We start from the raw sequence: 18,692 nt of genomic DNA, 5'->3' as shown, positions 1-18,692 counted from the left end.
TCAGTCTCCCGTCCGCTTGCGATAGACGATGTCGACATAGACGGCGAACACCAGCACGATGCCGACGACGATGTTCTGGTAGGGGGCTTCGACGCCGACCATGGCCATGCCCGATTGCAGCGACTGCATGATCAGTGCACCGAGGATGGCGCCGTAGATCGTGCCGATGCCACCCGAGAGCGCCGTGCCGCCAATCACCGCCGCAGCGATGACGCGCAATTCATCCAGCGTGCCGATATCGTTGGTGTGATAGGTCAGGCGGGCCGAGGCGACGACCGCCGACAGGGCACACAGGAAGCCTACGATGGCGAAGATCTTCACGGTCAGCAAACGTACGCGGATACCAGAAAGCTGGGCTGCTTCCGGATTGCCGCCGGTTGCGAAGATATAGCGACCGAGCCGTGTGCGCTGGGCGACGACGGTCATGACCAATGCGACGGCGATCAGGATCAGCACCGAGTAGGGCACGCCGTAGACCTCGGTGTAGCCTTCCGGCATCTCCTTGCCTGCCGCTGCGAATTCGCGGGCAAGGCGTCGGGCTGGAACCTCGTAGGAATTCAGGATCCAGACAAACCCCAAGATAGCCGCCGAGACGATGCCCGCGATGGTCAGTTCGGCCCACATCGGCTTCACCGGGAAGCCATGCGCCAGCTTGGAGCGCCGTGCGTTGAACAGCAGGTAGAGCGAGAACCCGGTGGCCAGCAGTCCCAGGATCCAGCTGCCGCTGGCGCCAAGCGTGCCGGAGATGCCTCCAAGCTTTAGAAAGGTCGGGTCGAGCGGCCCGATGGTCTGTCCGGCGGACAGGTGCCAGGCCACATTGCGCCAGACGAATAGTCCCCCCAGCGTGACGATGAAGGCCGGGATCGTGAGGTAGCCGATCAGCCAGCCGTGGAAGGAGCCGATCAATGTGCCAACGATCAGGCCGACAAGAATTGCAATCGGCGCGATCATCGGCGAGCCGAGTTCCAGCCCGAGGGCGCCGGGCAGCCAGGCGGTCTGCGTCATCGCCATTACGCCGGAGCAGGTGGCCAGCAGAGCGCCGACGCTGAGGTCGATATGTCGGGTGACGATGACAAAGACCATGCCGGTGGCCATGATTGCCACGGAAACGGTCTGGATCGTCAGGTTGAAGATGTTGCGAGGGGTCAGAAACCTGCCGCCCGTCCAGACATCGAACACGACACAGATGACGACGAAAGCCCCGATCATGCCGAGCAGGCGGGTGTCGATTTCAAGTGTGTCGAGGAAGTTCCGGCGGGTTTGCTGCGGCAGGTCGGTCTTGTCCGTGCTTTCAGCCATTGTGGCGCTCTCCGGGGTGCGCGTTTGATGGCCCCCGCCGTGATCGGCGGGGGCTCTGGTCTTCAGGTCGTGAGTGGTGGGTCTTGCTTAGTTACAGGGTGCGGGGCCGCTCTCGACGCCCTGGCACAGTGCTTCGACCGAGATCCAGCCTGCATCCGTGACAACCGTAAGGTTCTCGGCCGTGACGGGGATCGGCTCCAGGAACTTGGCGGTCATCGTGGTGCCGGATGGCGAGGTCCACTCGGCGGCGCCGTCGATGTCGGCCATGGCGGTTCCGCCGGCCATCGCAACGGCGATCTCTGCCGCGGCTTTGCCGAGCTCACGTGCGTCTTTCCAGACGGACACGGTCTGGTGACCTTTTGCAACGCGGTTCAGCGCGGCGTGGTCACCGTCCTGACCGGAGACCGGAATGCCTTCCATGCCCTGCGCGGTCAGCGCTGCGACAACACCACCGGCGGTGCCGTCATTGGAGGCCACAACGGCATCGACCTTGTTGTCCTGCGCGGTCAGGATCTGTTCCATGTTGCGCTGAGCGTTCGCGGGCAGCCAGCCGTCCGTGTAGGCTTCGCCGACGATGGTGATGTCACCGGAGTCGATCGCCGCCTGCAGGATCTCCTGCTGACCGCCACGCAGGAAGTCTGCGTTCGGATCGGTGGGCGAGCCCTTGATCATCACGTAGTTGCCCTTGGGCTGGGCGGCGAAGACGGCGCGAGCCTGCATGCGGCCAACCTCGACGTTGTCGAACGTCAGGTAGAAGGCGCGCGGATCTTCGATCAGGCGGTCGTATGCCACGACCGGAATGCCCTCGTCCGCGGCCATCTGCACGGCGGGGATCACGGCCTCGGTGTCCTGGGCGAGCACGATGAGCGCGTCGACGCCCTGTGCCATCAGAGCTTCAACGTCCGAGAGCTGCTTGGACGAAGACGACTGGGCGTCAGCCGAGACATATGTGGCGCCGGCTGCTTCGAGCGCGGCGACCATGGCGGCCTCGTCTGTCTTCCAGCGTTCTTCCTGGAAGTTGGACCAGCTTACGCCGACGGTGATGTCTTGTGCCAGTGCGGTGGTAGTGAAAGCCGTCGTCAGTGCGGCAGCCGCGATGAACAGGTTACGCATGAATTCCTCCCGAGTTTTCAGCCCTGCGTTTGGGCGGGCGGTCGTAAGACCGCGCCGACAAGAGCATTGACTATATTATTTTACTTGTCAAAATAAAAATCGGTCAGGAATGCAGCGATGCGCGGAGATGTCGCCGAAAATTGTGGCCTTGCTGCAGGTTTCTCGGATCTTTCTGCGGCGCAGAATGTTCATTAATTGGATGATTGAAAGAATGATGCAGGCGGGAATGGACGAAAGCGGGGCAAGCGCGCTCTTGCAGGCGGGGTGTGGCCCGATCTTGCCAGCACACGATTCCACGGTGCCGCCACTCCGGCAGCAGATCTTCGAATGCGTGCGCTCGCACGGGCAGATTTCGCGAATCGATGTGGCCAAGCATCTCAGCGTGTCGCCAGCCTCGGTAACCACGATCGTGTCCGACCTGATCGCGGGCGGGTTGCTCAAGGAGGTCGAGGCGCCGCGCGATCCCGGAAGTCGTGGCCGCCCGCCAGTGGCGCTCGCCGTCCGCCCCGAAGCGGGATACGTGGTCGGGATCAAGCTCAGCGATCTCGTGCACACCGGTGTGATCATCGACTTTGCCGGTCGTCCGGTGGCGGAGGCGCGGCTGCATCGTCCCAGCCTGCGCACGGAGGTGGATCTGCTCGTCGAGGAGGCCGACGAATTGCTGACCCGGATGCTGGCCGAGGCCGGCATGGACCGGTCGGCCATCTCCGCGGTCGGATTGGGACTTCCCGGGATCGTGGACCATTTCCGCGGTCTGATCCTTTGGTCGCCGATCCTGCGCGGGCTCGAAATCCCGATCGCGCGGATGATGTCCGAGCGGATGGGGCTGCCCGTCCAGGTGGACAACGACGCCAACGTGCTGACACTCGCGGAGCTTTGGTACGGTGCGGGGCGGAGGCTGCCGGATTTCGCCGTGGTGACGCAGGAATACGGGGTCGGGATGGGGCTTGTGATGAACCACCGGCTGTATCGAGGGGCAAACTCGGTCGGCATGGAGCTTGGTCACACAAAGGTGCAGCTCGACGGCGCGCTTTGCCGATGCGGGCAACGCGGTTGTCTGGAGGCCTATGTCTCCGACTATGCGCTGGTGCGGGAGGCCTCCGTGGCGCTTGATCTTCATCGCACCGAATCCGGCTCGGCGCAGGTCATTCTTGAAAGCCTCTACGATCAGGCCAAGGCCGGCAACGAGGCCGCGCGCACCATCTTCCGTCGCGCGGGGCGGTTTCTGGCGGCAGGCCTCGCGAATGTGATCAACCTGTTCGATCCATCATTGGTGATCCTGTCGGGAGCGAGGATGAGATACGACTACCTCTATGCTGAGGATGTGCTGAAAGAGGTGCGGGAATTGACGTTGAACAAGGGGCGCAAATTGCCACGGGTGGAAATCAACGCCTGGGGCGACCTGGTCTGGGCGCGTGGGGCGGCGACGCTGGCGCTCTCTGCCGTGACGGACGCAAGGACGTCCGCCGAGGTGGTCGAATGAGATCGCTATGCGTGGTGACGGTATTTCTCGCTGGGCCGCTGGCGGCGCAGGATGTCCGTTTCGCCGACGAGAGTGCCGCATTGCCGGTCGAGCATGTCTACAGCGGCGGCTGGGAGCACTTCGTCGGCGGCGGTGTGGCTGTCTTCGACTGCAATCTCGATCAGCGCCCGGACATCTTCGTGGCAGGAGGCGAGGGGACCGCGCGGCTGTTCGTCAATCGCACCGAGGGACAGCAAGGTTTCGACTTTGCCGAAACTGGCGGTCTGCCGGCGTTGACGGGTGTGACCGGGGCCTATCCGGTGGACATCAACGATGACGGGCTGCTCGATCTGGCGGTTCTGCGTGTCGGGCCGAACGTGCTCCTGCAGGGACGGGGCGATTGCCGTTTCGAGGATGCGACCCGGGCGGCTGGCTTCGATGCGGGCGATCGCTGGTCCACGGCCTTCTCCGCCACCTGGGAAGCAGGGCAGCGGATCCCGACACTGGCGATCGGAAACTACGTCGACCGCAGCGATCCCGACGGCCCGTTCGAGGCCTGTGATGTCAACGAGTTGCACCGTCCGGACGGGCGCGCCTACGGGACCCCGACGCTGCTTGAGCCTGGGCATTGTGCCCTCTCGATGTTGTTTTCCGATTGGACCCGGTCGGGTCGTGCCGACCTTCGGGTGTCGAACGACCGCCACTACTATGTGCGCGGTGGCGAGGAGCAGATGTGGCGCATGGAGCGTCCGCCGGTTCTTCTCGGCCCCGATGACGGCTGGAAACGGTTCTCGATCTGGGGCATGGGCATTGCCAGCCGGGATCTGAACGGGGACGGGCGGCCGGATCTCGTCCTGACGTCGATGGCCGATCAACTCACCCTTCTGACGGAAGGGGAGACCGGGTATGTTCCGGCACCCTATTCCATCGGCACCTTTGCACAGCGGCCGCATATCGGTGACGACGGGCGCCCCTCCACCGGTTGGACGGCGACCTTCGGGGATCTGAACAACGATGGGCGCGACGACCTGTTCATCGCGAAGGGCAATGTCGACCAGATGCCAAGCAACGCGATAAACGATCCCAACAACCTGTTGTTGCAGCGGGCGGATGGCACCTTCGAGGAGCGTTCGGTCGAGGCCGGCGTGGCGACGACCGAAAGATCGCGTGGCGCGGCCCTTGCGGACCTGGATCTCGACGGGCGTCTGGATCTTGTCGTGGTCAATCGGAGGGCACCAATGGAGCTCTACCGCAACGTCACCGAGGCTACGGGAAACTGGATCGCGGTCCAGCCCCGCCAGGTCGGGGTGAACGACTTTGCCGTCGGCGGGTGGATCGAGTTGCGCCGCCCCGATGGATCGGTCGTTGCGCGCGAAATCACGGTTGGCGGTGGACATGTCAGCGGGGTGGCGCTGGCCGAGCACTTCGGCCTCGGTGCGGCGGAGACGGTCGAACTGCGCATGATCTGGCCTCAGGGCGAGGCGAGCGAGTGGGTTTCGGTCGGGGCCAACCATGCCGTGGAGATCTGGCGGCAGGAGGAGCACGGCCTCGATGTCAGGATCATACGCCGGAACTGACCCCCCGAGCCGCCTGTTGGCTCAGCGGTCGATGGGAAGGCCGCTGGGAACGCTCTTCGGAATGCCGAGGCGGCCGCTGACGCTCTGCTCGTCGGTCAAGCTGTTCAGGAAGGCGACGATTGCGGAGACGTCTTCCGCCGAAAGATCCACGGGTATTGCGTCCAGCGTAGTGGAAATCCTGCCGACTTCGGCCTTGTCATCAAGCGACGACCAGATCGGCTTTCCGTCGAAGTCCTGAAGAACCGGCTGATTGCGGTCGAAATCGGATTGGGCCGCCGCAGGGTTGGCGTGGAAAGCGACGAAGGCCGCGAGGTCCCGATGCGATCCGGTGTGGCCGTATGGGGCGGTCTTGGCGACGTTGCGCAGGCTTGGTGTCAGGAAGGCATAGCGGTCCTCCTCCCGTCCTGTGACACGGAACCTTCCTTCGTCGCGCGCGTGGTTCTCGAAACGCTCGGCCTTGCCGGGGCCGAACTGAGGCACCCCCATGGCGTGAAAATCGTGGTCCGTCAGGAAGGGGCCGCTGTGGCAGGTGCTGCATCCGGCCTCACCATAGAAAAGCTCCATCCCAGCAAGCGCGGCATCCTGCAAGGCGGCCTCGCCCCGAAGGTGCCTGTCAAAGGCACTGTCATCGGAGCGCCACTCGACGGTGATGAAATCGGCGATGGCATTGGAGATATCGGTGAAGGCCACCGGCCGTCCGGCGGCGACCTCGGGCAGGGCGGCTTCGAATGCCTGCTGGTAGTCCGGAATGGCGCGGACCCGCGCCGCGATCAGGTCCCAGGCGCCGCCTATGCCGGTCAGGCGGCCCGATCGGATGGCCTTGGACACTTCGTTCTCGCCATAGTGCCCGGCCATTTCGTCCTGGCTGAGCACGGGGAACATGGTCTGCGCCGACAGGATTCCGGAAAAACCCCGTACCATTTCCTGGTCCAGCGGCGTGCGAATCCCGTTGGGCTGGCTCGGATCGGCCTGGATGCGGCCATCGTGGAACAGAGTTGTGAACTCCTCCGCGCCGAGGTTGAACAGCGCCGGAGCGTTCCGCGGGATGCGCTGTTCCGGCATGTTGTCCGGGTCGGGAACGCGATCGGGTCCGAGGCCCGTTCCGCCCTCACCCAGCGACAGCGACACGCCATCGGACGTGCCGAAGCGAGGGTGGTGGCAGGTGGCGCAGGAAATGTTGCGGTTGCCGGACAGAATGGGATCCCAGAACAGCAGGTGCCCCACATCCACCAGCGCCGGGTTGACCTGGCGGTACATCTCGTCGGTCACAGGAGGTGGCGGGCCAGCCGCCGGGGTCGGTGACGGAAGCAACAGGACGAAGGCAAGGAGGGCAGGGGCGCGCATGGGATAGCCTGGCTGGTCAGGAGGATGGGGGCGGAGCCGTGCTGCCACGTTCCACGAGAGTGATGGGAAGCACAACCCTCGGGACCGGGCCAAGAACACGTTCCCGGGGATCCGTGTTCATCCGTTCAAGAAGCATCCGGGCGGCAGCGCGGCCGATGGCAACGCGGGGTTGGTGCACGGTTGTCAGGGGCGGCACGAAATGCTCCGCAATCTCCAGGTCGTCGAAGCCCAGCACGGAAACCTCGTCCGGAACGCGGACCCCCTTGCGGTTGAGCTCCGCGATGAAGCCCATCGCCATCTCGTCGCTGGCGCAATAGACGGCCGTGGGCCTGTCGGATTGCGCCAGCCACTGGTTTGCGATCTTCGCGCCGGAGCGCAGCGTGAAATCACCTTCGTAGACCCAGTCGCGCCGGTGGGGCAGCCCATTGGTGTGCAGTGCCTCGCGGCCGCCGCGCATCCTGTGTTTCGACAGCACATTATCCGGAGGGCCGCCCAAATGGCCGATCCGGCGATGCCCGAGGTCGATCAGGTGGCGGACGGCGATGCCGCAGGCCTCGTGATTGTCCACGGTGACCGTGGGGCGCGGGACCTCATCGATCCATTCGCAGGCAAAGACCATCGGCGCCCGTACCTCCGGTGCGCCCCGATTGAGAAGCAGGTCCTTGTTCAGCATGCCATCGAGAATAATCAGCCCGTCGGTCAGGTTGTGGCTGAAATACTCCGGGAAGCGGTGGTCATCGAGCGACATCGGCGTTGTGTCGGTGATCAGCACGTTGTAGCCGGCCTCGCTCATCACTTCGGCGATGCCGGAGAGGATGCGGGAGAAAAACGGGTTGGCGATATTCGGAACCAGCACGGCTATGGCGCCGGTCTCGCGCTTGCGCAGGTTGCGGGCCGCCACATTCACGATGTAGCCGGTGTCTCGAATTGCGCGGAACACGGCCTCCCGCGTGCCTTCGCTTACCACGTCGGGGTTGGACAAGGTTCGGCTTACCGTGGCGGTCGAGACCCCCGCGGCCTGGGCAACATCGCGAATCGAGGGCGCGCGAGCGCCGTTTTCACCCATTTTTCAAATCCCTGCGCCTTTTCTCTCACGCGAAGGTGGCAGCACAATAGTTGCAAGAATTGGATCTTGTAAACGATTACATACCTCGTATGATCGCGATGTAAAGGATTACATCTGCGATTCGCAAATGCCGGAGGAGGGCTGCGCGACATGCGCGCCGCTCATCCCGGCCGAGGAGGTTGTGCGATGAAGACGATCAAGGGACCGGCTCTATTCCTGGCGCAGTTCGCCGGCGATGAGGCGCCGTTCAATTCCTGGGACAGCATCACCAAATGGGCCGCCGATTGCGGCTACATCGGTGTACAGGTTCCTTCCTGGGACGGACGGCTGATCGACCTGGCCAAGGCCGCCGAAAGCAAGGACTACTGCGACGAGTTCAAGGGCAAGGCGGCCGAGAACGGTGTCGAGGTGACGGAGTTGTCCACCCACCTTCAAGGCCAGTTGGTGGCCGTGCATCCTGCTTATGACACGGCATTCGACGGTTTTGCGGCCCCGGAAGTGCGTGGCAACCCGAAGGCGCGGCAGGAATGGGCCGTCGATCAGGTCAAGAAGGCCCTGACGGCCTCGCGCAACATGGGCATCGGCGCCCATGCTACGTTCTCCGGCGCGCTGGCCTGGCCCTACATCTACCCCTGGCCACAGCGTCCTGCGGGCCTCGTCGAAACTGCTTTTGACGAACTGGCCCGGCGCTGGAAGCCGATCCTCGATCATGCAGAAGATTGCGGTGTGAATGTCTGCTACGAGATCCATCCGGGCGAGGACCTGCACGACGGCGTCACCTACGAGATGTTCCTGGAGCGGGTCGGCAACCACGCTCGTGCGATGATGCTCTATGATCCCAGCCACTACGTGCTGCAGTGCCTTGATTATCTTGACAATATCGACATCTACAAGGATCGGATCGGCATGTTCCACGTCAAGGACGCCGAGTTCAACCCGACCGGCCGGCAAGGTGTCTATTCCGGTTACCAGAGCTGGGTCGACCGCGCGGGTCGTTTCCGCAGCCTCGGCGATGGCCAGTGCGATTTTGGCGCGATCTTCTCCAAGATGGCCGCCATCGACTTCGACGGCTGGGCCGTGGTCGAGTGGGAATGCTGCCTGAAGCATCCTGAGGATGGTGCGCGCGAAGGCGCGCAGTTCGTCAAGGATCACATCATCCGCGTCACCGAAAAAGCCTTTGACGATTTCGCCGACGGCGGGACCGACGAGGAAGGCAACAAGAAAATGCTGGGGATCTGAACATGGCACCGTTGAAGCTTGGCATGGTCGGCGGCGGCAACGACGCCTTCATCGGCGCGGTGCACCGCATCGCCTCCCGGATTGACGGGGAATTCGAACTGGTCGCCGGGGCCTTGTCCTCCACTCCGGAACGGGCAAAGGCCAGCGGCGAGGCGCTTGGACTTGCGCCCGACCGGATCTATGGCGATTTCCGCGAAATGGCGATCCGGGAGAACCGGATCAAGGGCGGCATCGATGCCGTGGCCATCGTCACACCGAACCACGTGCATTACCCGGCCGCGCGGGAATTCCTCAAGCGCGGCATCCACGTGATCTGCGACAAGCCGCTGACCAGCACTCTTCCCGACGCCCGCAAGCTGGTGAAGATCGCGAACGAGAGCGACGCACTCTTCGTGCTGACGCACAACTACACCGGCTACCCGATGGTCCGTCAGGCCCGCGAGATGGTTGCGAACGGCGAGTTGGGCGAGTTGCGCGTCGTGCAGGTAGAGTATCCGCAGGATTGGCTCACCGAGCCCGAAGAGCAATCCGGGCAGAACAAGCAATCCGAGTGGCGCACGGATCCGGAACGTTCCGGGGCAGGGGGCTCAACGGGCGACATCGGTACCCATGCCTTCAACCTCGCCGGTTTCGTGACCGGGTTGGAACTGGACATGCTGTCTGCCGACCTGCAGAGCTTTGTCGATGGGCGGCGTGTGGATGACAACGGTCACGTCATGCTGCGCTACAAGGGCGGCGCGCGGGGGATGCTCTGGTGCAGCCAGGTCGCCCCGGGCAACGAGAACGCACTCAAGCTGCGGGTCTATGGCACCAAGGGCGGGCTGGAATGGTCGCAGGAAGACCCGAACTACCTCTGGTTCACGCCGTTCGGCGAGCCCAAGCGGCTGCTGACCCGCGGTGGGGCTGGCGCCCGCGATGTCGCGGCCCGCGTGTCGCGCACGCCCGGTGGCCACCCGGAGGGCTACCTGGAGGGCTTCGCCAACATCTACACGGAAGCCGCCAGGGCCATTCGTGCGAAGATGGCCGGAGACCCGGTCCCGGCCGATGTCGTCTTCCCCACCGTCGAGGACGGGCTGGCCGGTGTCTCTTTCGTCGATGCCTGTGTCCGCTCCTCGGCTCGGGATGCGGCCTGGGTCAAGCTGGCGTGAGGCGCGCATGAACCCGGCAATCGCCACACCTGAAGGACAGTCGCAGGCCACCTCGCCTGCGGCGCCCACATTGGCGCTGCTCAATGTGCAGCGTTCTTTCGGTCCGATCCAGATCCTCCATGACATCTCGATCGAGCTTCACCCGGGCGAGGTCCATGCCCTGATCGGCGAGAACGGCGCCGGCAAGTCAACCACGATGAAGATCATGTCCGGCTATCTCGCGGCTTCCGCCGGCGAGATCGTTCTGGACGGCGCGCCCGTGACTTTTTCCCGTTCGCGCGAGGCGGAGGCGATGGGCGTGACGCTCATCCACCAGGAATTCAACCTCGCCCAATTGCTGAGCGTGGAACAGAACATCTTTCTTGGCCATGAACTGCGCAAGGGCTGGCTGCTGGATCACGGCAGCATGCGGGCGAAGACCCGGGAACTGCTGGAGCGGCTGGAGACGCCGATCGACCCGCGCGCCAAGACGGCTGACATCTCCGTGCCGGAGAAGCAGATGGTCGAGATCGCCAAGGCGCTTTCCCGCAAGGCGCGCGTGCTGATCATGGACGAGCCGACGGCCGCGCTGACCACGCGTGAGACCGAAGTGCTCTTCAAGCAGATCGAGCGGCTGAAGGCCGAGGGCACCGCGATCCTCTACACCTCGCACAAGCTCGACGAGGTCGCGCGCATTGCCGACCGAGTCACCGTGATGCGCGACGGTCACATCGTTCGCACGGCGCTTCGCGGCGAAATGGACGAGGACCAGATGGCGGAGGCCATGGTCGGGCGGGAGCTATCCGACATGTTCCCCGCCAAACGTCCGGCGAGCGGAGCCGAAACGGTCCTGGACGTGGCGAACTTCTCGGTCGGCTCGATCGTGAAGAATGTGTCCTTTGCCCTCGAACGCGGCGAGATCCTCGGATTTGCCGGGCTGGTCGGCTCAGGACGTACCGAGTTGATGGAAGGGCTGTTCGGCGTCCGCTCCGCAAGCGGATCGGTTGCCATCAACGGGGCGCCCGTGAAGATCCACTCCGCCGAAGATGCCGTCAACGCCGGGCTGGTCTACCTGCCGGAGGATCGCAAGGAAAACGGGTTGATCCTGACACAGGACATGCGCCGCAACCTGACGCTACTGGCGTTGAAAAAGTTTACCAACGTGCTGATCGACGGCGCCGCCGAGGAGGCCGCGCTCGACAAGGCGATCGTGGATTTCGATATTCGCGCACCGTCTCGGGACGTGCTGGTTGGAAACATGTCGGGCGGCAACCAGCAAAAGGTTCTGCTGGCCAAGATCATGCTGGCAGAGCCGCAGATCGTCATCATCGACGAGCCCACCCGAGGCATCGATGTCGGCACCAAGCAGCAGTTCTACACCTTCATCCACCAATTGGCGGAGGCAGGCCATTCGGTGATCGTGATCTCTTCGGAGATGACGGAGGTGATCGGGTTGTGCGACCGGGTCTGCGTGATGCGGCGCGGCGAGATTGCCGGCGAGGTGACCGGCGCAGACGTGAACGAGGACACCATCGTGCGCCTCGCAATGGGACTGGACAAGAAGGGCAATGGCCATGGCTGAGACGACCACGAATGCCCCGGGCAAGGGCGGGTTCAAATTCGACATACAGGCGCTTGGGCCGATCCTGGCGCTGATCGCGCTGGTCGTGATTGGCTACCTGCTGAACCCTGATTTCCTCGCCTCCAAGAACATCACCAACGTTCTGTCGCGGTCCGCCTTCATCGGCATCATGGCTGTCGGTATGACCTTTGTGATCACCGCGGGCGGGCTGGACCTGTCGGTCGGCTCCATGACGGCCTTCATCGCCGGCATCATGATCATGGTGATGAACGGGCTGATCCCAGCGCTCGGCACGACCTGGGGCGTGATCCTTGTCGGTATGGGGGTAGGCCTGATGCTGGGCGCCGCGGCGGGGGCGCTGAACGGCATCCTGATCACCCGAATGGGGATCGAGGCCTTCATCGTGACGCTGGGCATGATGGTGATCTTCCGCAGCCTCGTCACCTGGATGGCTGATGGCGGGACGATCTCGCTCAACTTCTCGCTCGGGTCCATCTACGAGCCGGTCTACTACGGCGGGTTGTTCGGCATCCGCTGGCCTATCATCGTCTTTGCGGTGGTGGCGGTGCTGGGCGAGATAGCCATGCGCCACACCGCCTATGGCCGGCACTGCGCAGCGATTGGCTCCAACGAGCAGGTCGCACGTTATTCGGCCGTGCATGTGAAGAACGTGCGGCTGATGACCTACATCGTGCTCGGTGTTCTGGTCGGGCTGGCCTCGGTTCTCTATGTGCCGCGGCTCGGATCGGCCTCGAACTCGACCGGCCTGTTGTGGGAACTGGAAACCATCGCGGCCGTGATCATCGGCGGCACCTTGCTGTCGGGCGGCTATGGCCGGGTCTGGGGCACGGTGGTCGGCGTGCTGATCCTTGGCCTGATCGACAATATCCTCAATCTCACGGATCTTGTGAGCCCCTACCTGAACGGGGCGATCCAGGGCGTGATCATCATTCTGGCTGTCGTGCTGCAGCGCGCCAGGACGTCATCCCGCTGACGGGAAGAGCGCCCCGTCGCGGGGCAAACTGCAAAAGGGAGAGAGAGACCATGAAAATGAAGCATCTGTTCGGTGCCACCGCGATTGCGACCATGATGGCCGCAGGCGTAGCGATTGCTGCGGACACCACCGTGATCGGCGTGTCCATTCCGGCCGCGACCCATGGCTGGGCCGGTGGCATGAACTTCCACGCAAAGACGACCGTCGAGCGGCTGGAAGCCACCTACCCCGAGCTGGATTTTGTGCTGGCAACGGCCTCTGATCCGGCCAAGCAGGTCAACGACATCGAAGACATGATGGCGACCCGTAATATCGATGCGCTCGTCGTGCTGCCCTTCGAATCCGAGCCGCTGACCGCCCCGGTCAAGCGCGTGAAGGAAAGCGGCGCATGGGTGACGGTGATCGACCGTGGCCTGTCCGAAGATGGTATCGAAGATCTGTACGTGGCGGGCGACAACCCCGGCTTCGGCTACACGTCCGGCATGTTCTTCAAGGAAATGATGCCCGATGGCGGCAAGATCGTTGTTCTGCGCGGCATCCCGACCACGATCGACAACGAACGTGTTGACGGTTTCAAGGCCGCGATCGAAGGCTCCGGCATCGAGATCCTTGCGATGGAGCACGGCAACTGGAACCGCGATGACGCATTCACCGTGATGCAGGACTTCCTCTCGAAGTACCCGGAAATCGACGCCGTCTGGGCGTCTGATGACGACATGGCCATCGGTGTGCTGGGCGCGATGAAGGAAGCCGGCCGCACGGACGAGATGTGGGTGCTTGGTGGCGCCGGCATGAAGGAAATGATCAAGCGCGTTGCCGATGGTGACCCGACGATCAAGGCCAACGTGACCTATCCGCCGTCGATGTCCGCCACGGCCATCGAAATGACGGCGCTGAACTTCGTATCCAATGCACCGGTGTCCGGCAAGTTCGTCATCGGGTCGGTCCTGATCACACAGGAAAACGCCGAGAAGTTCTACTATCCGGACAGCCCGTTCTGATCGGCAGAATTTCGATCTGACAGTGCAGAAAGGGGAGCGCCCGGCCGGTTGGCCGGGCGTTCTTCGTTGTTGACTCGTGGTTCAGGATGCGGGACGGGTTTGCTCCCGATGTCCAACGCGACTTGTGGTCTCCGGGGATCACCGGCCTGCTGGCTGCCGTTGCCTCCATCCCGATCGGAAAACAGTTGATCACGTTGCTGAAGCGTCTCGCGCTCCTTGTTGCCGGCCCGGCGATCTTCCTCTTTGTCTGTGCCGCGCCCTATGTCTGCGAGAACCGCAAGGGGTTTCGTGCCTGGTACTGGTGCCTCGTGCCGCGGTCCTGCGGCTGGTTGCTGTGGTTGCTGAGCATCCGGGTGGACATCAGCGAGGGCAGCGTGAAACGCATGGCCGGGGATGTGAACTCTCTTTTCGTGGTCAACCACCGCAGTCATCTCGACGGGTTTGCACTGCTTTCCAATGTCCCGCGCGAGAAGTGGGTAACCTTCGGGGCGAAGAAGGAATTGTTCCAGAAAGCACTGCTGGGCCGCGGTTTCCGTGCTGCCGGCCTGGTAGAGATTGACCGAAAGAGCGGCAGCCAGGCACTTCAGGTGCTTGTCGAAGCTGTTCGGACCATGCCAGCGCGCCGCTCCCTGATCCTGTTTCCGGAGGGGACACGGGCACGGGACGACGGGCTGGGCGTGTTCAAGGCGGGCGCGGTCCTTGTCGCGCGGGAGACAGGCAGGTCCATTCGTCCGGTGGTGATCGCAAATTCCGACCTGCTGCTGCCGCGCAAGGCGATCGTGCCACGGCCCGGCGTGATCCGGATCGAGGTGCTGGATACGTTTCACTGCAATGCGGAGGCCGAGGTCGATGCGGAGGTTGCCCGTTTGCGGGGCGCGATGGTGCAGGCATACGACGGCCTGTCTGGCTGACATCCAACCCGGCGGCGGCGCGTGTCGCGCCATTCCTCCTGAGCGCTTCGCGCGATGGGCGCGGGTACAGGGCGGTGCGCTCAGACCCCGAGGTGTCGTGCGCTGATATCGTCGGTCAAGGCATCTATAGGCCCTTCCCAGGCCTTCCGGCCCTTTTCGAGGATCACCGCGCGATGCGCGAGGGCGCGCAGTTCCCGCAAGCTCTTGTCGACGATCAGGATGGAGAGGGCGGCGGTGTCCGCCAGTTCGCCGATGGCCGCCCAGATCTCCTGCCGGACCACGGGAGCCAGCCCCTCGGTGGCCTCGTCGAGCAGCAGGAGGCGCGGGTTGGTCATCAGCGCACGGCCGATGGCAAGCATCTGTTGCTCGCCACCGGAAAGCGAGCCGGCACTCTGGCCAAGCCGTTCGCGCAGGCGGGGAAACAGGGTGGTGACGGCCGCGAGGTCCCAGGGGCCCGGGCGGGACGCAACGGTCAGGTTCTCTGCCACAGTAAGGGGGGCAAAGCAGCGCCGCCCTTCGGGCACCAGCCCGAGCCCGAGTTGCGCCGCCTTGTGGGCGCTCATGCTGGTGAGTTCATGGCCGTCGAAGGTGATGTGGCCATGCGTGGATCCGAGCATCCGGCAGATCGTGCGGATCGTGGTGGTCTTGCCCATGCCGTTTCGCCCCATCAGGGCGACGATCTCTCCCGGGGCGATGTCGAAGGACAGATCGAAGAGCACTTCCGCCGCGCCGTAGGCCGCCGAGACATTGTCCAGTTTCAGCAGCGGCGCGGTCATGCGTCCTCCCCCAGGTAGGCCGTGCGCACCTCTGCATTGGCGCGGATTTCCGCGACGGTGCCGGTTGCGATGACCCGGCCGTAGACCAGCACGGAGATCCGGTCCGCCAGGGCGAACACGGCGTCCATGTCGTGTTCGACCAGCAGGATCGGGGCTTGCTGCCGGAGCCCGTCGAGCAACCCGGTCAGCTCGCTCGCGCCCTCGGTGCCCAGTCCGGCCATCGGTTCGTCGAGCAGGAACAGCTTCGGGGATTGCGCAAGCGCCATGGCGATCTCCAGACGGCGGCGCTCTCCGTGTGACAGGTCGGTGGCGCGCTGTCGTTCCCGCCCGGACAGGCCTGCGCGGGCAATGTGCTCCCGTGCGGCGTCTGTCAGGCGGCGGTCCTTCAACACGTTGCGAAAGAGGCCGAATGCCCCGTGGTGACGTGCAACCAGTGACAGGACGACGTTCTGCAAAACGGTGAAATCCGGCGCTACGGAAGAGATCTGGTAGGTGCGTGCCATGCCCAGCCGGGCGCGGGCGGCGGCATGTTTCGTGGTGATGTCCTGCCCGGCAAAATGAATCGTACCGCTGTCGGGGGCGATCTCACCGGCGATCTGCTTGATCAGGGTGGACTTGCCAGCGCCGTTCGGGCCGATCAGCGCGTGGATTTCGCCCGGACGCAGATCGAGGGAGACATCGTCGGTCGCCGCCAGTGCGCCGAAGGACTTTCGAAGGCTGCGGGTGGTCAGGATCGGCTCAGTCATGGGTATGATCCTTCGCCAACGCGCCCACGATCCCGCCCCGGGCAAAGAGAACAACGCCCAGCAGCAACAGGCCGAACCAGAATTGCCAGTATTCGCTGGCCGCACCCGCCCAGTGTTCCAGGAGGAAGTAAGCCGCCGCGCCCACCACGGGACCGCAGAGGCGACCGACGCCCCCGAGGACGATCAGCACGATCAACTCGCCGCTCAGGTGCCAGGAGAGCATCGCCGGGGACACGAAACGGTTGAGATCGGCATAGAGCGCCCCGGCCAAGGCGGTGATCATGCCGGAGATGACGAAGGCCAGGAGCCGCACATGAAATGGACGAATTCCGAGGCTGCGCAGGCGCTCCGGGTTCTGGCGGGCAGCTTCGAGGGAGAGGCCGAAACGTGCGCGGTGCAGGCGGTGGAACGTGAACAGGGCGGCCAGCAACAGGGCGAAACAGATGCCGAAGAACTGGATCGGGTCCATCGTGTTCAGGCCCGGGAAATCGCCACGCAAGTAGAAAGGCAGCCCGTCCTCACCGCCGTAGGTCGGCCAGGAAATCGCGAAGTAGTACAACATCTGCGCGAAGGCGAGTGTGATCATGATGAAGAAGATGCCCGACGTGCGCAGCGAAAGGGCCCCGATGACCAACGCCGCGAGACCACCGAGCAGGACCGCGATGGGCCAGATGGTGAGCATCTGCGTGGTGCCCTCGATGTCCCAGGGCCAGGTCGATAGTGGTTCGTAGTTGCGGGCATGGCTGGCGAGGATCCCGCAGGCATAGCCACCAACGCCGAAAAAGGCCGCATGGCCGAAAGAGACCAGCCCACCGAGGCCAAGCGCGATATTCAGCCCGGTGGCGGCCAGCGCGAAGATGGCGATCTTGGTGGCCAGCGTCACGGTGAAGGGTTGACCGGCGAGGCTTGCGACGAGGGGCACGGCGGCCAGAAGAGTCAGGACGCCCAGGTTGAGCCAGCGTTCGGGGATCATGCGCTGCGCCCCCCATAGAGGCCCGAAGGGCGAAACACGAGAATGCCGGCCATCAGCACGTAGATGAGCAGGGAGGCGAGGGCGGAGCCCACGGCATTCGCGTCGGAGGGGGGAAGGATGGTGCTAAAGGCGACCGGCAGTAGCGTACGGCCGAGCGTGTCGGTCAGCCCTACGAGCATCGAGCCAATGAGCGCGCCCTTGATCGAGCCGATTCCGCCGATCACGATGACGACAAAGGCGAGGATCAGGACGGGCTCGCCCATGCCGACCTGAACCGACTGGATCGTCCCGAGCATAGCGCCGGCGAAGCCAGCGAGTGCGGCGCCGAGGGCGAAGACGATGGTGTAGAGCCGGTCGATATCGACACCGAGCGCCGCGATCATTTCCCGGTCAGCTTCGCCCGCGCGAATGCGAATGCCGAGGCGGGTGCGGCCGACCAGCCAGAACAGGCCGATGGCCACGGCGATCCCGGCTGCGATGATGGCCAGTCGGTAGACCGGGTACGCGATTCCGCCGGGCAGCGTCACGGCGCCGGACAATGCGGCGGGCACGTCAAGAAACAGCGGGAAGGAGCCGAAGAGGTAGCGGGTGCCTTCGGAAAAGACGAGGATCAGCGCGAATGTCGCCAGCACCTGATCGAGGTGGTCCCGGTCATACAACCGCCGGATGACCAGCAACTCCACCAGCACTCCGGCCACGGCGGCGGCTGCGAGGCTCGCCGCAAGGCCCAGAAACCACGACCCGGTTGCCATAGCGACCGAGGCACAGGCGAAGGCGCCGATCATGTAAAAGGAGCCATGGGCGAGGTTAATCAGCCCCATGACACCAAAGACGAGGGTCAGCCCGGCGGACATCAGAAACAGCATCATGCCGAATTGCAGCCCGTTCAGGACTTGCTCGGCGAGGAGGAGCGAAGTCATGGGCGATCCGCACCTTCCATCGCGAAGGCGGCTCCTGATCGCACGGGAATGATCCCGTCGACGGGATCCATAGCTGGCAGGTTGCGGGTCGGGGCTGCGGGAGGCGGGACATTCGCGTCTGCATTGGCCGCGAACCTGTCGGTGCCTTCGGCCCGACAGACGGCGACGCTGGGCGCATGGTTTGCACCTTCGTAGATATCGGCGGCCACGGGGGCACGCTGAGGCGGGACGTCCGACCGGGCCAGTACAGCTATCCCGGTTTCGGGGTCGCGGATGCTCACGGCGTTGATCCTACGTCGCGTCGTGACATTGGCGATGCATGCAAAAACTGGCCGGTTGGTCGCGGCTGTGTACCGGATCCGGTGCGCAGTTCTGTAGAAGGGTCTTGCATCGCGCCCGATTTGGAGCCCTGCACGGCCAGTGGTGCACGGATATTTCTCTGGCTGGTGGCGGGTATGCCCGGTGGCAAGGCGGTCGGCATCGGGTGGCGACCACCGGGGAAGTGCAAGCGTGTAGAGCACGTGGGACCTCGGGGTGTCGGGGCCGCCCTGCCGGGCAGGGT

Annotated in this window: 17 protein-coding genes; 8 read left to right on the top strand and 9 right to left on the bottom strand. The window is 64.1% G+C overall.

Annotated features, from left to right (window positions below; translation table 11 throughout):
- Both CLV78_RS07890 and xylF read right to left on the bottom strand, forming a co-directional pair.
- Positions 1–1,299 (bottom strand): sugar ABC transporter permease, encoded by a 1,299-nt coding sequence (locus CLV78_RS07890; RefSeq protein ID WP_106204233.1) that lies wholly within the window; start codon positions 1,297–1,299, stop codon positions 1–3.
- Between the two features lie 87 nt (positions 1,300–1,386).
- A complete protein-coding gene (gene xylF / locus CLV78_RS07885) occupies positions 1,387–2,412 on the bottom strand; it encodes a D-xylose ABC transporter substrate-binding protein (protein WP_106204232.1) in 1,026 nt (341 codons plus the stop codon).
- Between the two features lie 211 nt (positions 2,413–2,623).
- Between xylF and CLV78_RS07880 the strand changes: the two genes are divergently transcribed.
- Positions 2,624–3,895 (top strand): ROK family transcriptional regulator, encoded by a 1,272-nt coding sequence (locus tag CLV78_RS07880; protein WP_245924874.1) that lies wholly within the window; start codon positions 2,624–2,626, stop codon positions 3,893–3,895.
- Entirely contained in the window at positions 3,892–5,451 is a 1,560-nt protein-coding gene (locus CLV78_RS07875) for a CRTAC1 family protein (protein WP_106204231.1), read from the top strand. The genes CLV78_RS07880 and CLV78_RS07875 overlap by 4 nt, the downstream gene beginning before the upstream one ends.
- 21 nt (positions 5,452–5,472) lie before the next feature.
- Here the strand turns inward: CLV78_RS07875 and CLV78_RS07870 are convergent, their stop codons facing one another.
- Both CLV78_RS07870 and CLV78_RS07865 read right to left on the bottom strand, forming a co-directional pair.
- Positions 5,473–6,795 (bottom strand): cytochrome-c peroxidase, encoded by a 1,323-nt coding sequence (locus tag CLV78_RS07870; RefSeq protein WP_106204230.1) that lies wholly within the window; start codon positions 6,793–6,795, stop codon positions 5,473–5,475.
- Positions 6,796–6,811: 16 nt separating this feature from the next.
- Positions 6,812–7,861, bottom strand: a complete 1,050-nt coding sequence (locus CLV78_RS07865) for a LacI family DNA-binding transcriptional regulator (RefSeq protein WP_106204229.1) — start codon at positions 7,859–7,861, stop codon at positions 6,812–6,814.
- Between the two features lie 186 nt (positions 7,862–8,047).
- On the opposite strand from CLV78_RS07865, the gene CLV78_RS07860 reads away from it, so the two are divergent.
- From CLV78_RS07860 to CLV78_RS07835, 6 genes are all read left to right on the top strand, one after another.
- On the top strand, positions 8,048–9,100 hold the full coding sequence (locus tag CLV78_RS07860) for a sugar phosphate isomerase/epimerase family protein (RefSeq protein WP_106204228.1): 1,053 nt from the start codon (positions 8,048–8,050) through the stop codon (positions 9,098–9,100).
- Between the two features lie 2 nt (positions 9,101–9,102).
- On the top strand, positions 9,103–10,248 hold the full coding sequence (locus tag CLV78_RS07855) for a Gfo/Idh/MocA family protein (RefSeq protein WP_106204227.1): 1,146 nt from the start codon (positions 9,103–9,105) through the stop codon (positions 10,246–10,248).
- 7 nt (positions 10,249–10,255) lie between these two features.
- Positions 10,256–11,809: a sugar ABC transporter ATP-binding protein gene (locus tag CLV78_RS07850; protein WP_106204226.1), complete on the top strand. Its 1,554-nt coding sequence runs from the start codon at positions 10,256–10,258 to the stop codon at positions 11,807–11,809.
- Positions 11,796–12,803 carry an ABC transporter permease gene (locus tag CLV78_RS07845; protein ID WP_106204225.1) on the top strand — a complete coding sequence of 336 codons (1,008 nt, stop codon included), beginning with the start codon at positions 11,796–11,798 and terminating at the stop codon, positions 12,801–12,803. Before CLV78_RS07850 ends, CLV78_RS07845 begins: the two co-directional genes overlap by 14 nt.
- Before the next feature lie 50 nt (positions 12,804–12,853).
- A complete protein-coding gene (locus tag CLV78_RS07840) occupies positions 12,854–13,804 on the top strand; it encodes an ABC transporter substrate-binding protein (protein ID WP_170111655.1) in 951 nt (316 codons plus the stop codon).
- An 86-nt stretch (positions 13,805–13,890) separates the two neighbouring features.
- On the top strand, positions 13,891–14,715 hold the full coding sequence (locus CLV78_RS07835; RefSeq protein WP_106204224.1) for a lysophospholipid acyltransferase family protein: 825 nt from the start codon (positions 13,891–13,893) through the stop codon (positions 14,713–14,715).
- 80 nt (positions 14,716–14,795) lie between these two features.
- Here CLV78_RS07835 and CLV78_RS07830 read toward each other — a convergent pair whose 3' ends face one another.
- The 5 genes from CLV78_RS07830 to CLV78_RS23620 are packed head-to-tail and all read right to left on the bottom strand — an operon-like array spanning position 14,796 to position 18,411.
- Entirely contained in the window at positions 14,796–15,491 is a 696-nt protein-coding gene (locus CLV78_RS07830) for an ABC transporter ATP-binding protein (protein WP_106204223.1), read from the bottom strand.
- Positions 15,488–16,237 (bottom strand): ABC transporter ATP-binding protein, encoded by a 750-nt coding sequence (locus CLV78_RS07825; RefSeq protein ID WP_106204222.1) that lies wholly within the window; start codon positions 16,235–16,237, stop codon positions 15,488–15,490. The genes CLV78_RS07830 and CLV78_RS07825 overlap by 4 nt, the downstream gene beginning before the upstream one ends.
- Complete coding sequence (locus CLV78_RS07820) at positions 16,230–17,210, bottom strand: branched-chain amino acid ABC transporter permease (protein WP_106204221.1); 981 nt, start codon at positions 17,208–17,210, stop codon at positions 16,230–16,232. The genes CLV78_RS07825 and CLV78_RS07820 overlap by 8 nt, the downstream gene beginning before the upstream one ends.
- Positions 17,207–18,130, bottom strand: coding sequence for a branched-chain amino acid ABC transporter permease (locus CLV78_RS07815; protein ID WP_106204220.1), 924 nt, complete (start codon positions 18,128–18,130; stop codon positions 17,207–17,209). The genes CLV78_RS07820 and CLV78_RS07815 overlap by 4 nt, the downstream gene beginning before the upstream one ends.
- Entirely contained in the window at positions 18,127–18,411 is a 285-nt protein-coding gene (locus tag CLV78_RS23620) for a hypothetical protein (protein ID WP_146136662.1), read from the bottom strand. Before CLV78_RS23620 ends, CLV78_RS07815 begins: the two co-directional genes overlap by 4 nt.
- Positions 18,412–18,692: the final 281 nt, after the last annotated feature.

It is taken from the genome of Aliiruegeria haliotis (genome assembly GCF_003003255.1).
GTDB lineage: Bacteria > Pseudomonadota > Alphaproteobacteria > Rhodobacterales > Rhodobacteraceae > Tropicimonas > Tropicimonas haliotis.
This window is presented reverse-complemented; position numbering and strand designations above follow the sequence as displayed.